This window comes from Streptantibioticus rubrisoli (assembly GCF_024436055.1).
Taxonomy (GTDB): Bacteria; Actinomycetota; Actinomycetes; order Streptomycetales; family Streptomycetaceae; genus Streptantibioticus_A; species Streptantibioticus_A rubrisoli.
In genome coordinates, this window is the sequence record NZ_JANFNH010000010.1 from 24,840 (window position 1) to 48,578 (window position 23,739).

The 23,739-nt window shown below is 71.7% G+C and carries 23 protein-coding genes; 12 read left to right on the forward strand and 11 right to left on the reverse strand.

Annotation, left to right across the window (positions count from 1 at the left end):
* Positions 1-117: 117 nt before the first annotated feature.
* From NON19_RS12565 to NON19_RS12585, 5 genes are all read right to left on the reverse strand, one after another.
* On the reverse strand, positions 118-312 hold the full coding sequence (locus tag NON19_RS12565; protein WP_255927386.1) for a YxD-tail cyclophane-containing RiPP peptide: 195 nt from the start codon (positions 310-312) through the stop codon (positions 118-120).
* Positions 309-3,575: an SAV_2336 N-terminal domain-related protein gene (locus NON19_RS12570; protein WP_255927388.1), complete on the reverse strand. Its 3,267-nt coding sequence runs from the start codon at positions 3,573-3,575 to the stop codon at positions 309-311. The genes NON19_RS12565 and NON19_RS12570 overlap by 4 nt, the downstream gene beginning before the upstream one ends.
* 6 nt (positions 3,576-3,581) lie before the next feature.
* Entirely contained in the window at positions 3,582-4,613 is a 1,032-nt protein-coding gene (locus NON19_RS12575) for an AAA family ATPase (RefSeq protein ID WP_255927390.1), read from the reverse strand.
* Positions 4,614-4,707: 94 nt separating this feature from the next.
* Positions 4,708-6,720: a VMAP-C domain-containing protein gene (locus NON19_RS12580; RefSeq protein ID WP_255927392.1), complete on the reverse strand. Its 2,013-nt coding sequence runs from the start codon at positions 6,718-6,720 to the stop codon at positions 4,708-4,710.
* On the reverse strand, positions 6,717-7,163 hold the full coding sequence (locus tag NON19_RS12585; RefSeq protein ID WP_255927394.1) for a CU044_2847 family protein: 447 nt from the start codon (positions 7,161-7,163) through the stop codon (positions 6,717-6,719). Before NON19_RS12585 ends, NON19_RS12580 begins: the two co-directional genes overlap by 4 nt.
* 210 nt (positions 7,164-7,373) lie before the next feature.
* On the opposite strand from NON19_RS12585, the gene NON19_RS12590 reads away from it, so the two are divergent.
* From NON19_RS12590 to NON19_RS12600, 3 genes are all read left to right on the forward strand, one after another.
* Positions 7,374-7,550, forward strand: a complete 177-nt coding sequence (locus tag NON19_RS12590) for a DUF6104 family protein (RefSeq protein WP_255927396.1) — start codon at positions 7,374-7,376, stop codon at positions 7,548-7,550.
* Between the two features lie 108 nt (positions 7,551-7,658).
* Positions 7,659-8,519 (forward strand): DUF4097 family beta strand repeat-containing protein, encoded by an 861-nt coding sequence (locus NON19_RS12595; protein ID WP_255927398.1) that lies wholly within the window; start codon positions 7,659-7,661, stop codon positions 8,517-8,519.
* 1 nt (position 8,520) lies between these two features.
* Entirely contained in the window at positions 8,521-9,519 is a 999-nt protein-coding gene (locus NON19_RS12600) for a PadR family transcriptional regulator (RefSeq protein ID WP_255927400.1), read from the forward strand.
* A gap of 143 nt (positions 9,520-9,662) precedes the next feature.
* Here the strand turns inward: NON19_RS12600 and NON19_RS12605 are convergent, their stop codons facing one another.
* Positions 9,663-10,625 (reverse strand): zinc-binding dehydrogenase, encoded by a 963-nt coding sequence (locus NON19_RS12605; RefSeq protein ID WP_255927402.1) that lies wholly within the window; start codon positions 10,623-10,625, stop codon positions 9,663-9,665.
* Positions 10,626-11,158: 533 nt separating this feature from the next.
* On the opposite strand from NON19_RS12605, the gene NON19_RS12610 reads away from it, so the two are divergent.
* Positions 11,159-12,358: an NAD(P)-dependent malic enzyme gene (locus NON19_RS12610; protein WP_255927404.1), complete on the forward strand. Its 1,200-nt coding sequence runs from the start codon at positions 11,159-11,161 to the stop codon at positions 12,356-12,358.
* 209 nt (positions 12,359-12,567) lie between these two features.
* Here the strand turns inward: NON19_RS12610 and NON19_RS12615 are convergent, their stop codons facing one another.
* The gene (locus NON19_RS12615) at positions 12,568-13,335 is read right to left on the reverse strand and encodes a class I SAM-dependent methyltransferase (RefSeq protein WP_255927406.1); all 768 of its coding nucleotides are present in this window, start codon (positions 13,333-13,335) and stop codon (positions 12,568-12,570) included.
* A 98-nt stretch (positions 13,336-13,433) separates the two neighbouring features.
* Here NON19_RS12615 and NON19_RS12620 point away from each other — a divergent pair, with 98 nt between their 5' ends.
* Positions 13,434-14,015 carry a CGNR zinc finger domain-containing protein gene (locus NON19_RS12620; protein WP_255927408.1) on the forward strand — a complete coding sequence of 194 codons (582 nt, stop codon included), beginning with the start codon at positions 13,434-13,436 and terminating at the stop codon, positions 14,013-14,015.
* A 5-nt stretch (positions 14,016-14,020) separates the two neighbouring features.
* Here the strand turns inward: NON19_RS12620 and sodX are convergent, their stop codons facing one another.
* Positions 14,021-14,434, reverse strand: coding sequence for a nickel-type superoxide dismutase maturation protease (gene sodX / locus NON19_RS12625; RefSeq protein ID WP_255927410.1), 414 nt, complete (start codon positions 14,432-14,434; stop codon positions 14,021-14,023).
* A gap of 139 nt (positions 14,435-14,573) precedes the next feature.
* Here sodX and sodN point away from each other — a divergent pair, with 139 nt between their 5' ends.
* From sodN to NON19_RS12650, 5 genes are all read left to right on the forward strand, one after another.
* Entirely contained in the window at positions 14,574-14,969 is a 396-nt protein-coding gene (gene sodN, locus NON19_RS12630) for a superoxide dismutase, Ni (RefSeq protein WP_255927412.1), read from the forward strand.
* Positions 14,970-15,119: 150 nt separating this feature from the next.
* The gene (locus NON19_RS12635; protein WP_255927414.1) at positions 15,120-16,019 is read left to right on the forward strand and encodes a 1-aminocyclopropane-1-carboxylate deaminase/D-cysteine desulfhydrase; all 900 of its coding nucleotides are present in this window, start codon (positions 15,120-15,122) and stop codon (positions 16,017-16,019) included.
* Positions 16,020-16,111: 92 nt separating this feature from the next.
* Positions 16,112-16,642, forward strand: coding sequence for a GNAT family N-acetyltransferase (locus tag NON19_RS12640; RefSeq protein WP_255927416.1), 531 nt, complete (start codon positions 16,112-16,114; stop codon positions 16,640-16,642).
* A 276-nt stretch (positions 16,643-16,918) separates the two neighbouring features.
* Positions 16,919-17,332 carry an ATP-binding protein gene (locus NON19_RS12645; RefSeq protein ID WP_255919192.1) on the forward strand — a complete coding sequence of 138 codons (414 nt, stop codon included), beginning with the start codon at positions 16,919-16,921 and terminating at the stop codon, positions 17,330-17,332.
* A gap of 154 nt (positions 17,333-17,486) precedes the next feature.
* Complete coding sequence (locus tag NON19_RS12650; protein WP_255927418.1) at positions 17,487-18,491, forward strand: RNA polymerase sigma factor SigF; 1,005 nt, start codon at positions 17,487-17,489, stop codon at positions 18,489-18,491.
* Between the two features lie 31 nt (positions 18,492-18,522).
* Here NON19_RS12650 and NON19_RS12655 read toward each other — a convergent pair whose 3' ends face one another.
* Positions 18,523-18,960, reverse strand: a complete 438-nt coding sequence (locus NON19_RS12655; RefSeq protein WP_255927420.1) for a hypothetical protein — start codon at positions 18,958-18,960, stop codon at positions 18,523-18,525.
* 106 nt (positions 18,961-19,066) lie between these two features.
* Here NON19_RS12655 and NON19_RS12660 point away from each other — a divergent pair, with 106 nt between their 5' ends.
* Together NON19_RS12660 and NON19_RS12665 are read left to right on the forward strand one after the other, a co-directional pair.
* A complete protein-coding gene (locus tag NON19_RS12660) occupies positions 19,067-20,056 on the forward strand; it encodes a diacylglycerol/lipid kinase family protein (protein WP_255927422.1) in 990 nt (329 codons plus the stop codon).
* A 327-nt stretch (positions 20,057-20,383) separates the two neighbouring features.
* The gene (locus NON19_RS12665) at positions 20,384-20,641 is read left to right on the forward strand and encodes a WhiB family transcriptional regulator (protein WP_109452013.1); all 258 of its coding nucleotides are present in this window, start codon (positions 20,384-20,386) and stop codon (positions 20,639-20,641) included.
* Positions 20,642-20,847: 206 nt separating this feature from the next.
* Here NON19_RS12665 and NON19_RS12670 read toward each other — a convergent pair whose 3' ends face one another.
* Together NON19_RS12670 and NON19_RS12675 are read right to left on the reverse strand one after the other, a co-directional pair.
* Positions 20,848-22,299 (reverse strand): sensor histidine kinase, encoded by a 1,452-nt coding sequence (locus NON19_RS12670; RefSeq protein ID WP_255927424.1) that lies wholly within the window; start codon positions 22,297-22,299, stop codon positions 20,848-20,850.
* Positions 22,300-22,663: 364 nt separating this feature from the next.
* Entirely contained in the window at positions 22,664-23,734 is a 1,071-nt protein-coding gene (locus tag NON19_RS12675; protein ID WP_255927426.1) for an SIS domain-containing protein, read from the reverse strand.
* Positions 23,735-23,739 lie beyond the last annotated feature (5 nt).

Below are 23,739 nucleotides of genomic sequence, written 5' to 3' on the forward strand. Positions count from 1 at the left end.
TATTCACCGGGCAACTGACTGGTTCTTCTCACCCTCCGCCCGGTTTCCTCCCACTCCTCCGGCTGGTTTCCTCCCACCCTCCGGCTGTTCTCCTCCCACCCTCCCGCCCGGCACTGGTCAGCGGTCGGGCGAGTCCTCGTGGTACGCGACGGCGTCCGCCGCGTGCTGGGCCCTGCCGCGCAGCCCGGCCAGCACCGCGCCCAGCACCGGATGGGCGGTGCGCTCCGCCAGTTCGTCGACGTCGATCCCGGCGTAGTCGGGCAGCGGCTCCTCCGCCGCGAGCCATGGTCCCGCGTCGCGCGTACTGATCACTCCGGTTCCTCCAACGCCAGCATCCGCTCCCGGGTGGAGCGCGCCTGCGGCCCCCCGGCCGCCCCGGAACGCTGCCACAGCTCCCATGCGCTGCGGTAGGCCTCAAGTGCCCTGACCCGCCCCGCGGTACGCTCCAGCACGGTGCCGCGCTGATGGTACGCCTGGGCGGCGAGCAGCAGTTCACCCGCGCGCTGCGCGCTCTCGGCGGCGCGGCGGAAGGACTCGGCGGCCTGGTCCAGCTTCTCCTCCGCGCCGGGCCCTGCCGCGAGGTCCAGCAGCACCCCGCCGCGCTCCAGCCAGGCGCGGGCGGCCAGCGCGTCCGCGCTGCCCGGGGCGGCGCCACGGGCGGCCCGGTCCAGTATCCACTCCGCCTCGTACAGGTCGGTCTGCGCGCCGCCCGCCGCGCGCCGCTGACGCAGCGCCTGGCCGAACAGCAGGCGCCGCTCGGCGAGCAGCGGATGGCTCTCCGGGGTCTGGGCCAGCGCCTCGCGCAGTACCCGTACCGCGTCGGTGGCCACCGCCAGGCCGCCGCCGCGCGCCGCCCACTCGACCAGCACCCGGCCGCGCTCCACCAGCAGTTCGGCGCGGTCCGGATCGTCGGTGGGCACCAGGCGCTGGGCGCGGGCGAACGCCCGGTCCGCGGCGGTGAGTTCGGCGGTGTCGGCGGTGTGCGCGTAGCGCGCGGCATGGGCCCGGCCGAGCCGCCGCAGGCACTCCAGCGTCAGCTCCGGCTGGTCCGGCAGCGCGTCGGCCACCGCGAGCGCCTGGCGCAGCTCGGCCAGCGTCTCAGAGGCGCCCGGGTCGGCGGCCGCGGCGGCCCGGGCGGCGGCCAGCTCCAGCAGCACCTGGCAGTGCTGCGGCGAGGGATCGGTGGCGGTGGCGGCGACCGCCGCGAAGTCGGCGACCGCGCGCAGCGCCAGCGACCGGGCCTCGTCGGCCGAGCCGCGCCGGGCGGCGTCCTCGGACAGGGCCAGCAGCAGCCCGCCCCTGGCCACCTGGGCCTCGTGCGGCAGCGGTTCGCGGTACGGCCAGGAGCCCAGCACCTCGTCCAGCCGCACCGCCTCGGCGATCAGCAGCTGGCGGTCGCCGCTGAGGGCGTAGCGTTCCTTGGCCACCTCCACCCCGCACAGCTGTGCCTCAAGCACCGCGCGCGGCTCGCCGCGCAACAGCTGGTGGGAGCGCTCCAGGCGGTCGGCGGCCTCGGTGAGCAACTCCGCCTTGCGAGCGGGGAGTTCGGCCTGGTCGGCCTGGGCCCTGAGCACCCGGCCGAGCACCAGATGGGCGCGCCCGGTGTCGGTGGCGAGCACCCCGGCGTCCTCGGCGTACTCGGTGGCCAGCCGGGCGTTCTGCTCGGCGTCCACCAGCGTCCCGTCGTCCGGCCGGGTCTGCCACAGGCTCAGCAGGCACTCGGCGAGCAGGGTGCGCAGCGGTACGGTGCGGCGCGGGCGCCGGTCGTCGGCGGGGGCGGTGCGCAGCAGCCGGATGGCCTCCCACAGGTCGCGGATCGTGCCGTGCCGCTGGAAGCGGGCCAGCCGGTCCCGGGCGGTGTCCATCACCCGTCCCTGGTGGCCGATGAGCACTCCGGTGGCCGGCGTCAAGGTGGCCTGCGGGCCGGTGTCCCCGGGCGGCCGGGACTCCGGCCTGACCTCGACGGGCTGGAAGCGGCGCAGCACCCTGCGCGGCACCTCCGCGAACGGCTCCGGCACCGGCGCGGTGCCGAACTCCCCGGAGTCCGACGGTCCGGCGCCGCCGGAGAGGTAACCCACCACCATCGCCGGGAAGTTGCGGGCCCGTCGCCCGAACACCCGCTCCACGTACAGCGAGCAGTGCTTGAGGACCAGCGACGCCTCGCCGAGGCCGAGCCTGCGCAGCAGCACGTCCCGCACTCCGGGCACGAACTCGTACCACGGACCGGTGCTCTCCCGCTCCGCCGGTTCGCTCTGCCGGGGCTGCTCCTCCTGCCGCAGCAGCAGGCCGCTGAGCAGCACCTCGGCCAGCTCCACCGGGCCGGTCTGCGGCATCATCGCCCGCTGCACCAGTTGCATCACCGGGTAGGCGAGCGGCGCCGCCGACAGGTAGACGGCCAGGTGCTGGGCGGCCGGGGATGCGAACGCCTGGAAGTCCTGGACGAGTTCCTCCGGGGTGCGCTCGGTGAACTGCCGTGGCGGCACGGTGACTTCCTGCCGGTCGTGCACCCACGCGGCCGAGGCGTCCAGCGCCGAGGAGGCGGTTCCGGACACCGCGCGGGCCCAGGCGCCGAGCGCCGACCGGGTGGGCGAAAGCACCGGGACGGCGAGCGCTCCGGGGACGCGCGGCTGGGAGCGGCGGCGGCGCGGCACGAAGTCCAGCCGCCCGCCGGGGCCGCCAGGGCCGCGCAGCAGTCCCGGCTCGGCGGGCAGCACGGTGCGCGGCCACATCCGCTGCGGCAGCGGCTGGAGCACGGCGACCGGTCCGGTGCCCGCGAACCGGTACAGCAGCCGCTGCGCCGCGCCGCGCCGCCACAGCGCGCCGGAGCAGTCGCTGAGCAGCAGGGTGACGGTGCGCCCGGTCGGATCGCGCAACCGGTCGGCGGGGGCCAGCGGTTCACCGGGGTCACGGCCCGCCGAGACGCCCGGCCTGCCGTCCGGTCCGGCGCGCAGGTACTGGACCGAGACGTCGCGGAAGGCGCCGACCTGCTCGCACACCAGCCGAAGCTCCTGGAGCATCTGGTCCCACACCACCATGGACGGCGAGTCGTCCATGACCAGCAGCAAGGTGGCCTCCCTGCGGCGCACCTCCTCGAAGACCGGCATCAGCTGCCCGCTGCGGGCGCTGGCCTCGGCGGTGGCCCTCTCGTCCAGCTCACCGCGCACCGGCTGGACCCGTGGCCGGTAGCGCTGCAGCGGCCGCAACGCCCGCTCCAGCGGCAGCAGTCCGGGGAAGGCGGCCGCGATCGGCACCCGTATCTGGGTGAACTCCTCGGGCGACAACGGCTCTTCGGGGCGCAGCGGATGGATCGGCACCCGCTCCTCATCGCAGTCCCGCCGAGCGGGCCGGGCGCTGTCGGATTGCCCGCCCGGTGGGCCCGGCACACGGCCGCCCGGCTGTGCGGCGGTTGTGTCCGGGTCCCGACGGTCATCGTCCGCCGGGGGCGACGGGTCGGCTGGGGCGCCCATCGCGCGGGCCAGCCACAGAGCGTCGGCGAGCGCTTCGGCGTCCGGAACCAGCCCCGCGGCCCGCAGCCGGGCGACCAGCCGCGGATAGGGGTCCGACCCGGTGGCCATCGCCGATCACCTCATCCGGTTGAGCGGCTGCATCAGTTCGTCGGCGAGCCGCTCCCGGGTGCCGAGGTCCTCGTCCTTGGCCTGCTGGGTGAGGTAGATGGCGTTCAGCAGCTGGTCGGCCGATCGCTGCTCGCCCGGCCTGCGGTCGAGGAACTGCTGGATGATGGGCGCGTGGTGCTCCGCCGCCTCCGGCCCGAAGTGCGCCCGCACCATCGCCGCCAGGCGCTCCTCGTCGGGTGTGCTCAGCCGCAGGTGGATGCAGCGGCGCAGCAGGGGCGCCGGGAAGTCGCGCTCGCCGTTGCTGGTCAGTACGACGAAGGGGAAGGCGCGGCAGCGTACCCGGCCGCCGTGCACGGTGACCCGGCCGCCGTCGTCGTCCTGCACCTCCACCTCGGGGTGCCGGTCGGCGATGCGCTCCAGCTCGGGGATGGCGAACTCGCCTTCCTCCAGGGCGTTGAGCAGGTCGTTGGGCAGGTCGATGTCGCTCTTGTCGAGTTCGTCGACGAGCAGCACCCGGGGTTTGGCGGCGGGCAGCAGGGCGGTGCCCAGCGGGCCCAGCCGGATGTAGCGGCCGATGTCGTCCGCGGCCGACTCGTCGTCCGGCTGGTCGGGGTCCGGCCGCGGGGCGGTACGGGAGAGTTGTAGGTCCTGTAGCCGGGCCAGCGCGTCGTACTGGTACAGGCCGTCGCGCAGTACGGTCCGGCTGACGATGGGCCAGCGCAGTACCCGGCCCAGGCCCAGCTCGTGGGCGACCGCGTGGGCCAGGGTGCTCTTGCCGCTGCCGGGCTCGCCGGTGACCAGCAGGGGCCTGCGCAGATACAGGGCGGCGTTGATGAGTTCGAGCTCGGTGGGGCTCGGCCGGTACTGCTCGGCGAGGTCCTGCTGCAGCCCGAGCCGCCGGGTCGAGGCGGTGTCGATCGGCGCGGGCGGACTGACGAGCGGGTGGCCGTCGAAATTGCGCCACGGCGGCGGACCCGGCAACCGGTCGATGCCCTCGTGCGGGCGACCGGTTCCTCGGTAGATGAGCCACTCGTTCACTTCGCGCTCCTCCCTTAATGACACTACCCGCCAGTGCGGAGACCAACAGTGCTTTCCGGACGCGCACGGTGGCACCCCGCCGGGTCCGCCCAACTCACCGTGCGCCCCCGAAGCCGGGCAGCGGGCTGTCCGCGTCGTCGTACAGCAACACCAGGTGCTCGGCCCAGCGTTGAGCGGCGCTGGAGCCGGGGATGTCCCGCAGGTCATGGGTGCGGGCCCGAAGCACCCTGATCGCCTCGGGGAGTTCGGCGGCGCCCGTCACACGTGCCAGCAACTGCTCCGCCTCGCGCCGGAAGACGCCGCACCGCGGTCCGCAGCCGCCCGGTGGATGCGGCTCGGCGGACCACAGCGCGATGCCGTGGCCCGCGTCCAGTACGTCGTACATCGTCTGCAGCCCCTCGCCGTCGCCCACCGGGCCGCACAGCACGGGCACCGACTCGAAGGGGGCGTTGCGCAGCTTCTCATAGCCGGGGCTGCGGTCCAGCACCGGCAGCGTCAGCGGGGTCAGCCCGGTGCTGTGGGCGATGCCGTTCCACCGGCCGAGCCACTCGGCGGTGGGCGGCACCCGGTCCACATCCCGGACCACCACCGGGCGCCGGGAGCCCATCGGCCGGGCCGGGCGGTGCCGTTGCCGTCGGCCGTGCGGGGTCCACAGATGGGCGGCGGTGTCGAAGTGGTGTACGGGCAGCGCGAGTTCGACGGTGGCCGGGCGTCCGGCGCCGTCCGCCCGGTCGAGCGCCAGCGCCAGCGGCTCCTGGATCTGGGCGACCGCCTCCTCGAAGCCGACGCCGTCGCGCTCGTCGCACACCGTGGTGATCTGCCGGTCACCCGGCGCGCGGACCAGCTGGATCTCCCAGCGGAACCTGACCGGCCGGTCCTCCTCCCAGACCACCGGCGCCAGCGCCACCAGCACCGAGGCCTGCCCGCCGGGGGCCTGTGCGGTCATCGCCTCGGCCATCTCCATCAGCCGGTTGCGGTCCGGCGCGGGCAGCGAGATCGCCCGGCTCATGGCGAACTCCAGCAACTCCTGTGCGCCCGCCGGGTCCTGCGCCCTGACCTCCTCGGCGACCAGCACCAGATAGGTGACGAAGGCCAGCAACTGCTTGCCGTCCTCCGGCTCGTACAGCAGACCGTGGCCGTCCCGCCAGGCGACCGGCAGCGGGTCGTGCACCGTACCGGGCCCCAGCACCCGTTCCACCAGCCGCTGTACCACGCCTCCGCTGCGCGGCGGCGGCAGTTCGGCCAGCAGCCCCAGCGCCCTGGCCCGGTCGTACGGGGTCCACTCGCCTATCACGTCGGAGAGTTGGCCCTGTACGTCGATCCAGGTGGCGCGGGCCTGGCGGCGGGGGCGCTGCTGGCGGTAGTGCCAGCGGTCATGGCCGCGCAGCAGCTCCTGGTACGGGTCGGGTTCCAGCGCCAACTCCGGTGCCAGCGGCTGGGATTCGGCCAGTGCGCGCAGCGCGGTGAGCAGTACCGCCTTGCCGCCGTCGCGGCTGCGGCGGCGGGCCTTGACCACCCCGACCACCCGGCCGTGCGCCAGGTCGACCACCAGGCTGCCGGAGACCCCGGCCGGGATCTCGGAGTCGGGACCCAGCCGGAAGACGTCGATCCGGTCGTTGCCGGGGACGGTGCAGGTGCCGTCCCAGGGGTCGATGGCCTCCGTGGACTTCCGCCAGCCGACGGCGGCGACCCGGCCGCTGACCGGCGGGACCGCGCGGTCGCTCAGCCAGGCACAGCCGTGCTCCACCGGTTCGGTCAACCTGATCAGCGCGAGATCGGGGGCGAGTTCGTACTCGCGCTCGTCGCCGAGTTCCCAGCCGGTGAGCTCCTCGGGGCCGGGCAGCGCGTACACCGTCCGGCCGGGCACCACCCGCTCGCCGACCCGTACCCCGATCTCGCCGTCACCGGCCCACTTGCGGCGGCCCATCCGGCCGTCCCGGCGCACCAGGACGTGGGCGCAGGTCAGCACCCACTCGGGGGCGACCAGCAGGCCGCTGCCCCAGAACTCCGCCGCCTCGTCCGGGGCGGCCAGGACGGCGACGGCCACCTCGCGGGCCAGCTCGCGCAACCGGGCCTCGGCCTCGGCGGGGTGCGGTGCGGGGTTCATGGTGCGGGCGGGGTCGGCGGCAGCGGTACGGTGCCGGGCATGCCGTCCAGCGCGGACCGGGGGTGCGCGGCGGGGGGCCGGGGCGGCTCGGGCTCCCGGCCGAAGCGGTCCCGCCAAGTCAGCGTGACGGTGAGGGCGGCCCGGGACTCGCCGTCGGCCAGCACGCTGACGATCGCGCCGGACTTGACCGCCAGCTCCACCCCGAACTCGACGCTGACCTCGTCGGGCGCGGCCTGCGCCGCCGCGTCCCGTACCGAGGCGGCGACGCCGGTGATCAGCCCGCGCAGGTGCTGGACTCTCGCGACGACACCGTCGAGGGCGCCGACGTCCTCGTAGTCCCCGTAGCCCCCGTCGTCATCGCCGTCCGCGAGGACGGGCCCGGACAGCCGGGCCCACACCTCGGTACCGTCCGGCAGTTCGATGCGCTCGACACGCTCCCCCATGGCCCCCTCCACTCCCCGGCGGGGCGAGGAGCCCGCACCGTGTGCGACGTGGTGGAAGATCAGGCTAGTCGCCGGACGGCTGTGAATTAAGGGGATGGCGCGAAAGTGCCCTCGGCCCGGTGCGGGCGTCCTCGGGCCTGCGGGCGAAGGGGTGGCCGGGCGGTCTTAAGCTGGCCGAAAACGTCCCTGTTTGATGATCTGGAGCACCCCTTGTACTTCACGGACCGCGGCATCGAGGAGCTGGAGGACCGGCGCGGCGAGGAGGAGGTCACCTTCGAGTGGCTGGCCGAGCGGCTGCGTGAGTTCGTCGACCTCAACCCCGAGTTCGAGATCCCGGTCGAGCGGCTGGCCACCTGGCTGGCGCGGCTCGACGACGACGAGGACTGAGCTGGGAGTGAGGGATTCCGGGTCTCTCCTTGACTTCCCTGGTACGCGATATATCGTGTCTAGCAGAGGACGCGATATGTTGCGTCTACCCAGTCTCGGGAGGCCCGGATGTCAGCCCATGCGTGGACCGTGGCGGAACCGCAGAAGATCAGCTTCGACGGCCCCGTCACCGCTTTGCACGTCCGCATCGTCGGCGGAACGGTCAACGTGGTCGGAACGGACGAGGGTTCGGCCCGGCTGGAGGTCTCCGAGATCGAGGGGCCACCGCTGATCGTCACCCATGAAGCGGGCCAGCTCACCGTCGGCTACGAGGACGTGCCCTGGAAGAAGGGGCTACTCGGCTGGCTGGACCGCAAGAGCTGGAAGCGCCAGGCCGTGGTCTCGCTCGCGGTCCCGGCGGACACCCGGGTGGAGGTCGGCGCGATCGGCGCCACCTCCGTGATCTCCGGGGTCAGCGGCCGCACCGCGGTGCACAGCGTCGGCGGGGAGACCACCCTGGTCGGCATCTCCGGCCCGGTGGAGGCCGACAGCGTCTCCGGCAACGTCGAGGCGCAGGCCCTCTCCGGCGACCTGAAGTTCAGCACCGTCTCCGGCGACCTCACCGTGGTCGAGGGCACCGGCTCCCAGGTCAAGGCCGACTCGGTCAGCGGCAACATGGTGCTGGACCTGGACCCGTCGGCGGGCGCCGCGGTCCAGCTCAACACCGTCTCCGGCGAGATCGCCATCCGCATCCCCGAGCCCGGCGACGCCGAGGTCGACGCCAACACCGCCAGCGGCGCGGTCTCCTGCGCCTTCGACGAGCTGCGGGTCACCGACCAGTGGGGCGCCAAGCGGATCTCGGGCCGGATCGGTACCGGCGCCGCCCGGCTCAAGGCCACCACCGTCTCCGGCGCCATCGCGCTGCTGCGCAGGCCACCGCTGGAACCGGCGGAACCGGCGGACACCCCCTCGCTGCGGAAGGACATCTGAGATGGCCCCGGTCTTCGCACACGGCCGCCTTCGGCTGTACCTGCTCAAGTTGCTGGACGAGTCGCCGCGGCACGGCTACGAGGTGATCCGGCTGCTGGAGGAGCGCTTCCAGGGCCTGTACGCGCCCTCGGCCGGAACCGTCTACCCGCGGCTGGCCAAACTGGAGAAGGAGGGCCTGGTCACCCACACCACCGAGGGCGGCCGCAAGGTCTACTCGCTGACCGGCGCGGGCCGGGCCGAACTCGCCGCCAGACAGGGCGAGTTGGCCGACCTCGAACAGGAGATCCGGGACTCGGTCGCCGAACTGGCCGCCGAGATCCGCGAGGACGTCCGCGGCTCCGCCAGCGATCTGCGCCGCGAGGTCCGCGAGGCCGCCCAACAGGCCCGTAACGCTGGCGGCCGCGGTGAGTCCCGGCGGCTGCGGGACCACGATGAGTTCCTCCGGCTGCGCGAGGAGTGGCAGGAGCAGGCGCGGCGGGCGAAGGAGGAGAGCCGTAAGGCCAGGGAGGAGGCGCACACCGCGCGCCAACAGGCCAGGGACGCCCAGGCGTTCGCCCGCGAGGAGATGCAGCGGATCGTCCGCAGCGTGCAGGACGAGGTGCAGGAGCACGCCCGGCAGGGCGACTGGCAGGGCGCGATGAAGGAGGGCCTGGCCCGGTTCACCCGCGAGATGAGCCGCTTCGGCAGGCCCCCGGAGGACACCCCGCGCCCACCGGAGGGCGGCGTACCCCCGCGGGGCGCGATGGAGGACCTCCCGCACACCCCCTGGCCGTCGTCCGTCCGGCCGGAGCCCGCGCAGGAGCATGTGCCCGAGTGGGCGGCGGAGGACGACACGGCCTCCACCAACCCGTCCCGTGACCTGGAACGCCTGCTGGACCGCTTCCGCGACGACATCCGGGACGCCGCCCGCGACCACGGCATCACGGCCGCCCAACTACGCGACGTCCGGCGCCACTTGTCGACGGCGGCGGCCCACATCGGGGCGATACTGCGGAAGTGAAGAGTGCCCGCGGCCGGAGGCGGCTGGTCAATACCGCGGCACCGCCGGTCCCCGCGGCGCGGCCCGGCGGTCGCAAGCCCCCGCGGCGCGCTCCGGCGGCTGCCGAAAACGGCCTCACCCCCGTGGCGAAGCCCCGGGGGGCCTCAAACCGTGAGCACCACCTTGCCGAAAAGCTCACCGCTGGCCATCTTCGCCAGGCCCTCCCGGGCCTGGTCCAGCGGGAGCACCGAATCGATCACCGGCCGAACCCCGCTGGAAGCGCAGAAGCTGAGCAGCCCCGCCAGCTCCTCCTTGGTGCCCATCGTGGAGCCGACGACCTTCAGTTCGAGGAAGAAGATCCGGTTCAGCTCCCCGGCCTTCGGGGTGTTGCCACTGGTCGCGCCGGAGATCACCAACGTACCGCCGGGCCGCAGGGACTTCACCGAGTGCGACCAGGTGGCCGCGCCCACCGTCTCGATCACCGCGTCCACCCGGTGCGGCAACCGCGCTCCCGGCTCGAACGCCTCCTCCGCGCCCAACTCGACGGCGCGCATCCGCTTCACCGCGTCCCGGCTGGTGGCGAAGATCCGCAGCCCCGCCGCCTTGCCGAGCACGATCGCGGCGGTGGCCACACCGCCGCCCGCGCCCTGCACCAGCACCGAGTCACCGGGCCGTACGTTCGCGTTGGTGAACAGCATCCGGTACGCGGTGAGCCATGCGGTGGGCAGGCAGGCGGCCTGCTCGAAGGTGAGTTCCTTGGGCTTGGGCAGTACGTTCCACGCCGGTACCGCCACCCGCTCGGCGAACGTGCCCTGGTAGCGCTCGGTGAGGATGGAGCGCGGCTCACGCGGGCCGACCCCGTGCCCGGACTGCCCGATCACCGAGTGCACGACGACCTCGTTGCCGTCCGCGTCGACCCCGGCCGCGTCGCAGCCCAGGATCATCGGCAGGCTCTCCTCGCTCAGTCCGACGCCCTGCAGCGACCACAGGTCGTGGTGGTTGATCGAGGCGGCCTTGACGTCCACGACCGTCCACCCCGGCCGCGCGTCCGGTTCGGGGCGCTCCCCCAACTCCAGTCCGGTGAGCGGCTGATCACGGTCGAAACTAGTGGCATACGCGGCGAACATGGTCACGAAGCTAATCCCACCGGCGTTTGCTCACCAGCCCCCGCTCCGTGAAGCGACGCACATCACCCGTACCAGTGCTGCCGAAAGCTTTCGTTTCGACTGTCATGCCCGGTGTGATCCGCCGGGTGTGATCCGCACTGCTCACGATGCGCTCGCCACCCATTCGCCAGCCGGGTGTGTCAAAATCGGAAAACGGGCGATCCCCGTTGCCCCATCGGGCCGGTACACCAGGGCCGGACCACGGTGGGCACCGCTGCACGAGTCACACATCCCGCACACGACTTCCCGGCATTCAGGCAACGACGGCAATTAACCGGGCGTTTGGGGTGCGGCAAGGAAAATTTATGGACTCGTCAGTAGAAACAGTTATCCGGTAGAACGGATCTTTCCACCCCTCACCCGGGGTCCAGTGCGCGTGAGTGCGACGCGCACGGCGGCCGTACACCTCCCACCGCGGGGACGTCGGACGCCGCCCCGCCCTCCCCTAACCGGGGGGAGTACCCTCAACAAGCATTTCGACAAAGGGGTCAATTGTGGCAGCGGAGATCATCAACCCTCGTAGCGACGCCGATCAGAAGGAACTGATCGATCCGGCGTTCGCACTGCACCGTGGCGGCAAGATGGAGATCAGCGCGACGGTGCCGGTGCGCGACCGCGACGACCTGTCGCTCGCCTACACGCCGGGCGTCGCCAAGGTGTGCACCGCGATCGCGGAGCAGCCCGAACTGGTCCATGACTACACCTGGAAGTCCCAGGTGGTCGCGGTGGTCACGGACGGTACGGCGGTGCTGGGTCTCGGTGACATCGGTCCGGAGGCGTCGCTGCCGGTGATGGAGGGCAAGGCCATCTTGTTCAAGCAGTTCGGCGGGGTGGACGCGGTGCCGATCGCGCTCGCCACCACGGACGCGGACGAGATCGTGGAGACGGTGGTCCGGCTGGCGCCCTCGTTCGGTGGCGTCAACCTGGAGGACATCTCCGCGCCGCGCTGCTTCGAGATCGAGCGCAAGCTGCAGGAGCGCCTTGACATTCCGGTGTTCCACGACGACCAGCACGGTACGGCGGTCGTCACGCTCGCGGCGCTGCGCAACGCCGCGGCGCTGACCGGTCGTGCGCTGGGCGAGCTGCGGGCGGTGATCTCCGGTGCGGGCGCGGCCGGGGTGGCGATCGCCAAGATCCTGGTGGAGGCGGGCATCGGCGATGTCGCGGTCACCGACCGCAAGGGCGTGGTGCACCAGGGACGTACCGATCTGACCGACGTGAAGCGGGAGTTGGCGGGCTTCACCAACAAGGCGGGCATCACGGGCACGTTGGAGGACGCGCTGTCCGGCGCCGACGTGTTCATCGGCGTCTCCGGCGGTACGGTGCCGGAGTCGGCGGTCGCCACCATGGCCAAGGGCGCGTTCATCTTCGCCATGGCCAACCCCAACCCGGAGATCCACCCGGATGTGGCGCACAAGTACGCGGCGGTGGTCGCCACCGGCCGCAGCGACTACCCGAACCAGATCAACAACGTGCTGGCCTTCCCCGGCATCTTCGCGGGCGCCCTCCAGGTCCGGGCCTCCCGCATCACCGAGGGGATGAAGATCGCCGCCGCGGAGGCGCTGGCGGCGGTCGTCCACGACGAGCTGAGCGCGGACTGCGTCATCCCGTCCCCCTTCGACCCGCGGGTCGCTCCGGCGGTGACGAAGGCGGTCGCGGCGGCGGCCCGCGCGGAGGGCGTCGCCCGGCGGTAAGGGATCTTCGGGGGCAAGTCCCCCGAACCTCTTAAACATGTTGCTACCTGGCGGCTTGGGACGAACCCCAAGCCGCCAGGCATATTGCGCAGTTGGGGGCTTGGGGACTTGGGGACTTGCCCCCAAACGAATCCGCCGCAACGGCGAGCAACCCCCACGGCGCGGCCCGGCGGTCCGGACAAGCCGCACCCCAGACCTGCGACCTGGACCTACTTCAGGCCCAGAACCACCGCGTCCGGAACGGACCGCCACACCGCCCGCGCCTCGCTGAACCCCGCCTCCCGCAGAGTCCGCGCATGCCACTCGACGGGATGCGGCTCCCCGTCCGCGTGATCGCCGAAGATCTCGTACCGCCGGGCGACCGCGTCCGCCAACTGCTCGTCGGCGGCGGCCAGTCGCCACCACTCCCGCCAGTCGGGGACCCCGCTGCCGGCCCGCTCGCGCTCCATCCGGGCGTGCCGCAGCGCCCGCTCGGCCTCGTTGATCCGCGGAGTGCCCGGATCCGGCATGTGGTCGGCGTTCATGAACACCCCACCGTCCTTGAGCGCGCCCGCGATCTGCCCGTACACCCGAGCCAGCGACTCGGTGCGCAACCAGTGCAGCGCGGTCGAGCTGAGCACCGCGTCGTACTCGCGGTGCGGTAGCTTCCGCGGCCAGTCGGGATCCCGCAGGTCGGCGGTGACGAACTGGATCCGCGGCTCGTCCGCGAAGTACCCCTGGGCGATGGTGAGCAGCGCGGGGTCCAGGTCGAGCGCGGTGGACCGCGCGTCGGGCAGCCGCTTGAGCAGCCGGTCGGAGATGCTGCCGGTGCCGCACGCCAGGTCCAGTACGACCGGCGCCGGACCGGCCACCGCCTCCACGAGGTCGAGCATCACCCGGAACCGCTCCTCGCGGTCCGGCAGGTACCACTCTTGCTGGCGGTCCCAGCTGTGCTGCCATGCTTGCCAGTCGGCGGGAACGATGCCTGTTTCCGTCATCACGGTCACCCCCTGCTTCGTAATACCCTGGTAGCGGTTGCGCCCATTACCGCGCTGCCGCAGGCTTGACCTTAGACCGCACTGAGTAAGGACCGCAAGTGGAACTGGCTTATTACTCGGACTACGCCGTGCGGCTCGTGAACACCGAGCGCCCGGACCACGGCGAGGACACCCTCTCCTCGGTCGAGGCGGTGCGCGAACTCTTCGGCGCCAACCGCCAGGCCGCCCGCCGCGCGGGCGACGCCGACGTGACCAGGCTGCGCGCGGTGCGCACCAGGCTGCGCACGGTCTTCGAGACCGCCGCCGAGGGCGACGAGGTACGGGCGGTGGACCTGCTCAACGCGCTGATGCTGGAGTACCCGGTCAGCCCGCAGATCTCCGGCCACGGCGACCTGGACGACCAGGGCCGCCCGAAGTGGCACATGCACCTGGCCGACCACGCCAACAACGCCACGGCCGCCTACACCGCGACCGCCTGCATGGGCCTGGCCGTCCAGCTCACCGAACTCGGCGCGGACCGGCTGGGCATCTGCCAGGCCGCCTCGTGCCGCAACGCCTACATCGACACCTCGACCAACCGCTCCCGCCGCTACTGCTCGGACCGCTGCGCGACCCGGGCCAACGTGGCCGCGTACCGCGCCCGCAAACGCCAGGAGCAGCAGCAGAACGCTCAGGGGTGACCGCGCTAACGCGCCCGCGCCCGGCGGGAGATGGAACGGCCCGACCACACCGGCCGCAACGCCCCGACCGCCCAGGAGACCGCCGCCGCGGGTGACCGCCGCAGCCCGCGCGGCGGCCGGAACCGCCCCAGCACCCGGGCGAGCAGCAACTCGTCGGGGACCGTCCCGAACATCCGGCTGTCCGACTCGGCGAACGGGTTGTCCCCCAGCACCCACCAGCCGGTGTCCCGCCGCTCCACCGCCCGTTTGACGATCAGCAGGTCCTGCTGCAACGGGTGCCGCAGCACGACCACGTCACCGGCACGCACCGGCGCTCCGTACCGAACGAGCAACTGGTCCCCGTGGCGCAGTGTCGGCACCATCGAAGGCCCCGTCACCTCAGCGAGTCCGAACGGCAGCCTTGCCCCCTGCTGGCGCATGCCGAGCCTCCTGTCAGTTCCTCCACCGGCTCCAGGGTGACACCAGACTTTTGTCCTAAGCACCAGGGGGCACCCGGGAAATGAGGCCACCCAGGGAGTAATGTCCCACCTGCAAAGACGATCACAAGGAAGGACAGCCATGTTCTCTCGCCTGTTCGCGCCGAAGGTCAAGGTCAGCGCCCACTGCGACCTGCCCTGCGGCGTCTACGACCCGGCCCAGGCCCGTATCGAGGCCGAGTCCGTCAAGGCTATCCAGGAGAAGTACCAGGCCAACGAGGACGCCGACTTCCGCGCCCGCGCCCTGATCATCAAGGAGCAGCGCGCCGAACTGGCCAAGCACCACGTCTCGGTGCTGTGGAGCGACTACTTCAAGGCCCCGCACTTCGAGAAGTACCCGCAGCTGCACCAGCTGGTGAACGACACCCTCAAGGCCCTGAGCGCGGCCAAGGGCTCCAACGACCCGAAGACCGGCGAGAAGGCCCTTGAGCTGATCGCCGAGATCGACAAGATCTTCTGGGAGACCAAGAAGGCCTGACGCCTCGTCAGCTTTCTTCGGCCGTTCCGGCAGAAGCCGCGTCTGCGAAGACACCACCTTCACAGATCACCAACCGCCCCCGTCCGCACGGACCGGGGCGGTCGGCTTTTCGGTGCGCGAGCGCCCACGGGGTTCGGCGACAATGGCCGGGTGACCGTGCCCCTGTCCCTTGACACACTTGAGCCCCGGCTGCCCTCACCGGTGGTGGCCGTGGTCGACGAGCGGCTGGCGCGGTGCGGGGTCGAGCTGCTGCTGAAGCGGGACGATCTGATACATCCCCGGATTACCGGCAACAAGTGGCGCAAGTTGCGGCTCAACGTCCAGGCGGCCGTGGACGGTGGGCACGGTGTGCTGCTCACCTTCGGCGGGGCGTATTCGAACCATCTGCGGGCCACGGCGGCGGCCGGGCGGCTGCTGGGGTTGCGGACCATCGGCGTGGTGCGGGGGGCGGAGCTGGCCGGGCGGCCGTTGAACCCGTCGTTGGCACGGGCCGTCGAGGACGGGATGCGGCTGCACTTCGTGGACCGCGCGACGTACCGGCGCAAGACCGAGCCCGAGGTGATCGCCGAGCTGGAGCACCGGTTCGGGCCCTTCTACCTGGTCCCCGAAGGCGGCAGCAACGCGGCCGCCGCCACCGGATGCGCCGACCTCGGTCGTGAGCTGCGCGGCGTCGCGGACGTGGTCACCGTCGCCTGCGGCACCGGGGGCACGCTGGCCGGGCTGGCGGCGGGGCTCGACCCCGGCACGCAGCGGGCGATCGGCTTTCCGGTGCTCAAGGGCGGCGGATTCCTCGACGGCGAAATCCAGCGGCTGCAACAGGCCGCGTTCGGCGCTCGGCGCGGCGACTGGCGGCTCGACACGCGCTTCCACTTCGGCGGCTACGCGCGCATCACACCGGAACTACGGGAATTCGCCAGCGAGTTCACCGAACGGCACGGACTGGCCCCCGACCTGACGTACGTGGCGAAAATGCTCTACGGGACATACGCCCTCGCGGCCGAAGGCGTTTTCGCTCCCGGTACCAGGGTGGCGGCGGTCATCACCGGCTGATCCCGCCGTTGCGATGCCCCGCCGAACCGGTTCCATGAGATCGCCGTCCCGTCCGGGTCCGGATGTCTGACCGTCCGGTTAGCCTGGGGGGCATGATTCGAGCCGCGACCACCGCAGACATCCCGGCGATCCACGCCATGATTCGTGAACTGGCGGATTACGAGCGGTCGCTGGACGACGCGCGGGCCACCCCGGAGCAGCTCCAGGACGCGCTGTTCGGCGAGCACCCGGCCGCCTTCGCGCTGGTCGCGGAGGAGCCCACCGGGAGTGGGCTTCGGACCGTCGGTTTCGCGCTGTGGTTCCGCAACTACTCGACGTGGACCGGCACTCACGGCGTGTACCTGGAGGACCTGTACGTACGCCCCGAGGCGCGCGGCGCCGGGCACGGCAAGGCGCTGCTGGCCGAGCTGGCCCGGATCTGCGTGGAGCGGGGGTACGAACGCTTCGAGTGGTCGGTGCTTGACTGGAACGAGCCGTCGATCGGCTTCTACAAGTCGCTGGGCGCGGTGCCCATGGACGAGTGGACGGTCCACCGGTTGACCGGTGAACCACTGCGCGCCCTGGCCTCAACCGTCACTCCGGCCTCGCCGAAGCCCAACGACGCGATACCGCTTTCGAATTGAGACCGCAGACCTCTAGCCACTGTCCGTACTCATAGGCTTACCATGAGTGACAACCGGGAGGTGCTGAAACTGAGCTCCTCTAAGGGGACAGGCGTGCTTGGTCCGGGCGACACCGGGGCACAGATCGCGATACCGTCCCTGAACGGTATGCGCGAACGGTATGCGCCGAGTGCTGTTACTCGGAGTGTACCGGCCGCGTACCAGCCGTACCACCGTCATGCGCGGCGGAACGGCCGCCAGCAAGCTCAACCACCGTGTGCCACCTTGGAGGTGAGGGTGTCCCAGATCGCAGGCGAGCCCGGGTCGAAGGACTTCGTGGAGGTCCGGCTGCCCGCGGCGGGGGCCTACCTCTCGGTACTGCGAACGGCGACCGCCGGACTCGCAGCCCGCTTGGACTTCACCCTCGACGAGATCGAAGACCTGCGCATCGCCGTGGACGAGGCGTGCGCCATCCTGCTTCAGCAGGCCGTCCCCGGCAGCGTGCTCTCATGCGTCTTCCGGTTGGTGGAGGACGCGCTGTGGGTGACCGTATCGGCGCCCACCACCGACGGCCGCGCCCCGGAGCGCGACACCTTCGCCTGGACGGTGCTGTCCGCACTGGCCGGTGAGGTGGACTCCAGCGTGGCCGAGGACAACACGGTCAGCATCAGCCTGCACAAGAAGCGCGGCGCCGGCCCTGGACAGTCGTGAGGATCCCAGATGCAGGAAGTCCTCGGGTTCCGCGGGAGCCCCGGCGACCGCGCACACCGCGGCGGCCGTAGGTCCGGCCCCCCGCGTGGCCAGCGTGTCCCGGTATGCGTGCCGGGCGATTACGGTTCAACCGTGAACGGAACGGGGGATCGCCATGAGCACTGACTCTCCTCGGGAACTGACCCCGGAACGCGCCACCGAGCTGGCCGAGCAGGCCGCACGCCGTACGGGTCCCGCCGGGCGCGGCCTCGCCGTGCCCGCCCAGGCCACCCCCGCGGACCGGCTGCAGCACGCGCGGCACCACCCCGTGCCGCGCCCGGACGGAACGGACGCGATGGGGCAGGCGGAGCCCATGGACCAGGTCGAGCGGCAGGACGTCGACGGCGCGCACGAACCGCACAGTCCCCAGGACCGGTCGGGGGCGCGGGCGCTGTTCGTGGAGCTGAGCAGCCTGCCGGAGGGCTCACCGGAACGGGAGCAGCTGCGCAACCGGCTGGTGCAGATGCACCTGCCGCTGGTCGAGCACCTGGCCCGACGGTTCCGCAACCGCGGTGAGCCGCTGGACGACCTGACGCAGGTCGCCACCATCGGCCTGATCAAGTCGGTGAACCGCTTCGACCCCGACCGCGGCGTGGAGTTCTCCACGTACGCGACGCCCACGGTGGTCGGCGAGATCAAGCGCCACTTCCGGGATAAGGGCTGGGCGGTCCGGGTGCCGCGCAGGCTGCAGGAGCTGCGGCTCGCGCTGACCACGGCCACCGGAGAGCTGTCGCAGGAGCACGGCCGGGCGCCCACGGTGCACGAGCTGGCCGAGCATCTGAAGATCTCCGAGGAAGAGGTCCTGGAGGGCCTGGAGTCGGCCAACGCGTACAGCACGCTCTCGCTGGACGTGCCGGACACCGACGACGAGTCCCCGGCGGTCGCCGACACCCTCGGCGCCGAGGACGACGCGCTGGAGGGCGTGGAGTACCGGGAGTCGCTCAAGCCGCTGCTGGAGCAGCTGCCGCCGCGGGAGAAGAAGATCCTGCTGCTGCGGTTCTTCGGCAACATGACCCAGTCGCAGATCGCGCAGGAGGTCGGCATCTCCCAGATGCACGTCTCCCGCCTGCTGGCCCGCACCCTCGCCCAGCTACGGGACAGGCTGCTGGTCGAGGAGTAGAGGGGCCCTGCGGGCCTGCCCCCGCAGAGCGCTAACCCTCAGCCCGTCCCACGCCGAGCGCGGCGGTGGCCGCCGGATGCACGAGCAGCACCAGCTCCGCCACCGCCACCGCGGCGATCCCGATCGCCGCGGCCAGCAGGGCGCCGCCGTTCTGCCCCATCGTCCAGGCGATCGGCAGTGCGATCAGCTGGATGATCAGCGCGGGGCCCCGGCTCCACCGCCGGGCCCGCAGCAGTCCGTACGCGGCGGCGAGCGGCAGTACCGCCATCGCCAGCACGGTGAGCCCGCCCATCACGGCGGTCTGGGTGCTGGTGTGCCGACCGAACAGCCCCGTCGCCATCAGATAGACCCCGCCCGCGGCCAGCGCCACGCCTTCCAGACCGGCGAGCGCCGCGGCGGCGGTCAGCCGCGGCGCGCGGGGGGCGACCGGGGGCGCGGCCTGCGGAGCGGTTACATGCTTGCGACTCACCCCAGCAGGGTAGCCCGCGCCCCGCACGCGCCTTTCGCACCGTCCGGCCACCACTGTCCGGGGTCCGGCAAGATCCACCGGACAGCCGCTGGGTACCCTTCCTCTCATGCGCGCGCTTCTCGTGGTCAACCCGAAGGCCACCACCACCGGAGCGCGGACCCGTGACGTCCTCATTCACGCCCTGGCGAGCGATCTGAAGCTCGAAGTGGTGACCACGGAGTACCGCGGTCACGCCCGCGACCTCGCGCGGCGCGCGGCGGAGAGCGGTTCGGTCGAGCTGGTGGTGGCGCTCGGCGGCGACGGAACCGTCAACGAGGTCGTCAACGGACTGCTGCACAACGGCCCGGCCCCCGAGGCGCTGCCCCGTCTGGCGGTGGTACCCGGCGGCAGCACCAACGTCTTCGCGCGCGCCCTTGGTCTTCCGAACGACGCCGTCGAGGCGACCGGCGCCCTGCTGGACGCGTTGCGCGACGGCAGCGAGCGCACCATCGGCCTCGGCCTGGTCAGCGGCACGCCGGGGACGGACGACGAGGGGGTGCCGTCGCGCTGGTTCACCTTCTGCGCGGGGTTCGGCTTCGACGCGGGCGTGGTCGGCCGGGTCGAGCAGCAGCGGGTGCGCGGCAAGCGGTCGACGCACGCGCTGTACGTACGGCAGATGGTCCGTCAGTTTCTCGGTGAGCGGAACCGACGACATGGCACGCTCACTCTGAGTGAACCCGAGGGGGTCGGCCCGGAGGGCCCGGAGACGGTGCTGCGGGACCTGGTCCTGGCCATAGTCTGCAACACCTCGCCCTGGACGTTCTTCGGCAACCGCCCGGTGTACGCCACGCCGCGGGCGTCGTTCGACACCGCGCTCGACGTGCTGGCCCTGTCGAAGCTGTCCTCGACAGCGGTCGCCCGGCACGCCGGTCAGCTGCTGCGGTCAACCCCGGAGCGCGGTCCGCACGGCAAGCACGTTACGACCCTGCACGATCTGACCGACTTCACCTTGCAATCACAGGTTCCGCTGCCCTTTCAGGTGGACGGTGACCACCTGGGGCTGCGAGTGAGCGCGACCTTCACAGGCGTTCGCCGTGCACTGCGTGTGATTGTGTGAGTGCTAGGGCCTAAAGTCCTTTCACTCGAACGTTTAGCCTCACTTGCACCCCATGGAAGTACGGCTGTGACTGAGGCGACACCGAGGAATCCAAAAAAACTTCCCGGAAGGGGTTGTATCCGCAGCCCAGGTTTGCGAGTCTCTACATGGCGATCGGGACGGCGCTTCCGGGGCACCCCCTGGATCATCGTTCGTCGCCCGAATCCTCTTTCCTTCTGCGGTCCGCGCCAGGCAACTGGCTGTCGGCCCGTTGCCTGCGGGGGGATTCGTGAAAGCGTTCACATTCACAAGCAACGTGCCAGCAACACCACAGGAGTTGGAGCAGACATGGACTGGCGTCATCGCGCCATTTGCCGCGAGGAAGACCCCGAGCTGTTCTTCCCGATCGGCAACACCGGTCCTGCGCTGCTGCAGATCGAGGAAGCCAAGGCCGTCTGCCGTCGCTGCCCCGTCATGGAGCAGTGCCTGCAGTGGGCGCTGGAGTCCGGTCAGGACGCCGGTGTCTGGGGTGGCCTCAGCGAGGACGAGCGCCGCGCGATGAAGCGCCGCGCCGCTCGCAACCGGGCGCGCAACGTCAGCGCCTGACGCCCGCCGCCCGTTACGTGCTTGAGCCTGTCCGGCTTGCCGGACAGGCCTCATAGTCCCCGAAGCAGCAGCGCGGATCGCGCGCTATGCAGACAGAGCACAGGCAGTAGGCAACAACCCCCGGTCGACTACGTCGGCCGGGGGCTTGATGCTGTTTGGGGCCTTGTCTGGGGCTTCGCCCGCTGCCCCCCTTCGGCTGGGCCGCCTCACGTGCCTTCGATGGGGAGGTGCAGGACCACCCGGGTGCCGCCCTCCTTGCCGGGGAGCATGTCGAAGGTGCCGTTCAACTCCCCCACCACCAGCGTGCGGACGATCTGCAGGCCCAGGTTGCCCGCGCGTTGCGGGTCGAAGCCTTCGGGCAGGCCGCGGCCGTCGTCCTCGACGGTGATCAGCAGGCGCCCGGGGCCGCGCTGCGCGGCGACCTCCACCGTGCCGCGCTGGCCAGGACCGAAGCCGTGCTCAAGTGCGTTCTGCAACAGCTCGGTCAGCACCATCGACAGCGGGGTAGCGATCTCCGCGGTGAGGATGCCGAAGCGGCCGGTACGGGCCGCGGCGACCCGGCCGGGCGAGAGTTCCGCGACCATCGCCATCACCCGGTCCGCGATGTCGTCGAACTGCACCCGCTCGTCGAGGTTCTGCGACAACGTCTCGTGCACGATGGCGATGGAGCCGACCCGCCGTACCGCCTCCTCCAACGCACCGCGCGCCTTGGGCGAGTCCATCCGGCGGGCCTGTAGCCGCAACAGGGCGGCCACCGTCTGCAGGTTGTTCTTGACCCGGTGGTGGATCTCCCGGATGGTGGCGTCCTTGGTCATCAACTCCCGCTCGCGGCGGCGCAGTTCGGTGACATCGCGGAGCAGAACCAGTGAACCGATGCGCGTCCCCTTGGGTTTGAGCGGGATCGCGCGCAGCTGGATGATCGCCTCGTTGCCCTCGACCTCGGTCTCCCGGGGCGCCCAGCCGCTGGCCAGCTTGACCAGCGCCTCGTCCACCGGGCCGCGCGAAGGGGCCAGGTCGGCGGTGGTCTGGCCGAGGTGGAGCCCCACCAGGTCGGTGGCGAGGCCCAGCCGGTGGTACGCGGAGAGCGCGTTGGGGCTGGCGTACTGCACCACCCCGTCCGCGTCCAGCCGGATCAGCCCGTCCCCGGCACGCGGCGAGGCGTCCATGTCGACCTGCTCCGCGGGGAACGGGAAGGAGCCCGCGGCGATCATCTGCGCCAGGTCCGACGCGCTCTGCAGATAGGTCAGTTCCAGACGGCTGGGCGTCCGGACGGTGAGCAGGTTGGTGTTGCGGGCGATGACCCCGAGGACCCGGCCGGCGCGCCGTACCGGGATGGACTCCACCCGGACCGGCACCTCCTCGCGCCACTCCGGATCGCCCTCCCGTACGATCCGGCCCTCGTCGAGCGCGGCGTCCAGCATCGGCCTGCGCCCGCGCGGCACCAGGTGGCCCACCATGTCGTTCTGGTAGGAGGTCGGCCCGGTGTTGGGCCGCATCTGCGCCACGGAGACGTAGCGCGTCCCGTCCTTGGTCGGCACCCACAGCACCAGGTCGGCGAAGGAGAGGTCGGAGAGCAGTTGCCACTCGGACACCAGCAGGTGCAACCACTCGAGGTCTTCCGCCTCCAGGGCGGTGTGCTGGCGTACGAGGTCGTTCATGGAGGGCACGCTGTGGAGGGTACCCCCGGGACTTCACGGGAAGTTCATCTGGCTTCTGGCCCGTGCCTATAGACACACAGTAGTGGTCTAGTCCACAATGGGCTGGCAAAAAGCTTCCGTCCTCCCCGCACAGGAGGACGGAGCGGGGTCCCGTACGGCGTTCTCTGCCCTGACTGCGCCTGGGGAATCCCACACAAGTCGGCACCACCGGCCGCGAGGACCGCACACCCCGCGACACCGGCGCCGACGGTAGCTCCGGGCTGCGGTGCCGGAAGGGCTGAGGGTCCCTTCCCGGCGCCGCGGCCCGCGGGTGTTTTCGACAGCCTGAGAGCCCCGCCCGTTCCACGGGCGGGGCTCTCAGCGATCAGCGAGTCTCCGTCACCTTGGCGAGAGCCCTTGGCGCGTCCGGGTCCTGGCCGCGGGCGATGGTGACCTCGTAGGCCAGCATCTGGAGCGGGATGATCTCCAGGATCGGCTGGACCTCCTCGGCCACGCCGCTGGTGGGCAATACGAAACCGGCCGAGGCGGCGTCCACCTGGGCCTGGTTGCCGATCACCACCAGGTCGGCGCCGCGCCCGCGCAGCCGGTCGAGCACCGGCTGGAGCGCCTGGCCGCCCTTGCCCTCGGTCACGATGGCTATCACCGGCGAGACGTTGTCCACCATGGCCAGCGGCCCGTGCAGCAGGTCCGCGCCGGAGAAGGAGAGCGCCGGGATGTAGCTGGTCTCCATCAGCTTCAGCGCGGCCTCCTTCGCGGTCGGGTAGCCGTAACCGCGCGAGGTGAGCACCAGCCGCTCGGCGAACCGGTAGCGCGCCGCCAACTGCTTGACCTCGGCCTGCCGGTCCAGGATCTGCTGGGCCAGCTCCGGCAGCACCTCGGCGGCGGAGCCGTCGCCGCCGCGCAGCCCCTCGACGAACAGGTACAGCGCCAGCAGCTCGGCGGTGTACGTCTTGGTCGCGGGCAGCGCCTTCTCCGGCCCGGCCAGTACGTCGATGTGGAACTCGGAGACCTCGGCGAGCGGCGAGTCGGCGTTGTTGGTCACCGCCAGGGTGATCGCACCGGCATCCCGGGCGGCCTGGGTGGAGGCGACCAGGTCGGGCGAGCCGCCGGACTGGCTGACCGTGATGACCAGCACGTCGGTCAGGTCCGGCTGGGCGCCGTAGGCCGTGGTGGTGGACATGGAGGTCAGGCCCGCGGGCTTGCCCAGCAGCACCTCGATCAGGTACTTCGCGTACAGCGCCGCGTTGTCGGAGGTGCCGCGAGCGGTGAGCAGCACGAAGCGGGGGTTGCGCGCGGCGATCTGCTCGGCGATCTTCCGGATCTTCGGGGCGCCCTCGTCAAGGATGCGGCGCAGCACCGCGGGCTGCTGGGCCATTTCGCCGGACATGATCCGGCCCGGCTGGGGGTCCTGCTGGGTCGGAGTCGGGGCGGACATGCGAT

Bases quoted from the DNA above. Each gene is read 5' to 3' on its own strand.
- sodN (WP_255927412.1), top strand. From the start codon at position 14,574: ATGTTCTCTCGCCTGTTCGCGCCGAAGGTCAAGGTCAGCGCCCACTGC.
- NON19_RS12665 (WP_109452013.1), top strand. From the start codon at position 20,384: ATGGACTGGCGTCATCGCGCCATTTGCCGCGAGGAAGACCCCGAGCTG.
- NON19_RS12570 (WP_255927388.1), bottom strand. From the start codon at position 3,575: ATGGCCACCGGGTCGGACCCCTATCCGCGGCTGGTCGCCCGGCTGCGG.
- NON19_RS12600 (WP_255927400.1), top strand. From the start codon at position 8,521: ATGGCCCCGGTCTTCGCACACGGCCGCCTTCGGCTGTACCTGCTCAAG.
- NON19_RS12675 (WP_255927426.1), bottom strand. From the start codon at position 23,734: ATGTCCGCCCCGACTCCGACCCAGCAGGACCCCCAGCCGGGCCGGATC.
- NON19_RS12615 (WP_255927406.1), bottom strand. From the start codon at position 13,335: ATGACGGAAACAGGCATCGTTCCCGCCGACTGGCAAGCATGGCAGCAC.
- NON19_RS12605 (WP_255927402.1), bottom strand. From the start codon at position 10,625: ATGTTCGCCGCGTATGCCACTAGTTTCGACCGTGATCAGCCGCTCACC.
- sodX (WP_255927410.1), bottom strand. From the start codon at position 14,434: ATGCGCCAGCAGGGGGCAAGGCTGCCGTTCGGACTCGCTGAGGTGACG.
- NON19_RS12640 (WP_255927416.1), top strand. From the start codon at position 16,112: ATGATTCGAGCCGCGACCACCGCAGACATCCCGGCGATCCACGCCATG.
- NON19_RS12595 (WP_255927398.1), top strand. From the start codon at position 7,659: ATGTCAGCCCATGCGTGGACCGTGGCGGAACCGCAGAAGATCAGCTTC.
- NON19_RS12580 (WP_255927392.1), bottom strand. From the start codon at position 6,720: ATGAACCCCGCACCGCACCCCGCCGAGGCCGAGGCCCGGTTGCGCGAG.
- NON19_RS12585 (WP_255927394.1), bottom strand. From the start codon at position 7,163: ATGGGGGAGCGTGTCGAGCGCATCGAACTGCCGGACGGTACCGAGGTG.
- NON19_RS12670 (WP_255927424.1), bottom strand. From the start codon at position 22,299: ATGAACGACCTCGTACGCCAGCACACCGCCCTGGAGGCGGAAGACCTC.
- NON19_RS12650 (WP_255927418.1), top strand. From the start codon at position 17,487: ATGAGCACTGACTCTCCTCGGGAACTGACCCCGGAACGCGCCACCGAG.
- NON19_RS12660 (WP_255927422.1), top strand. From the start codon at position 19,067: ATGCGCGCGCTTCTCGTGGTCAACCCGAAGGCCACCACCACCGGAGCG.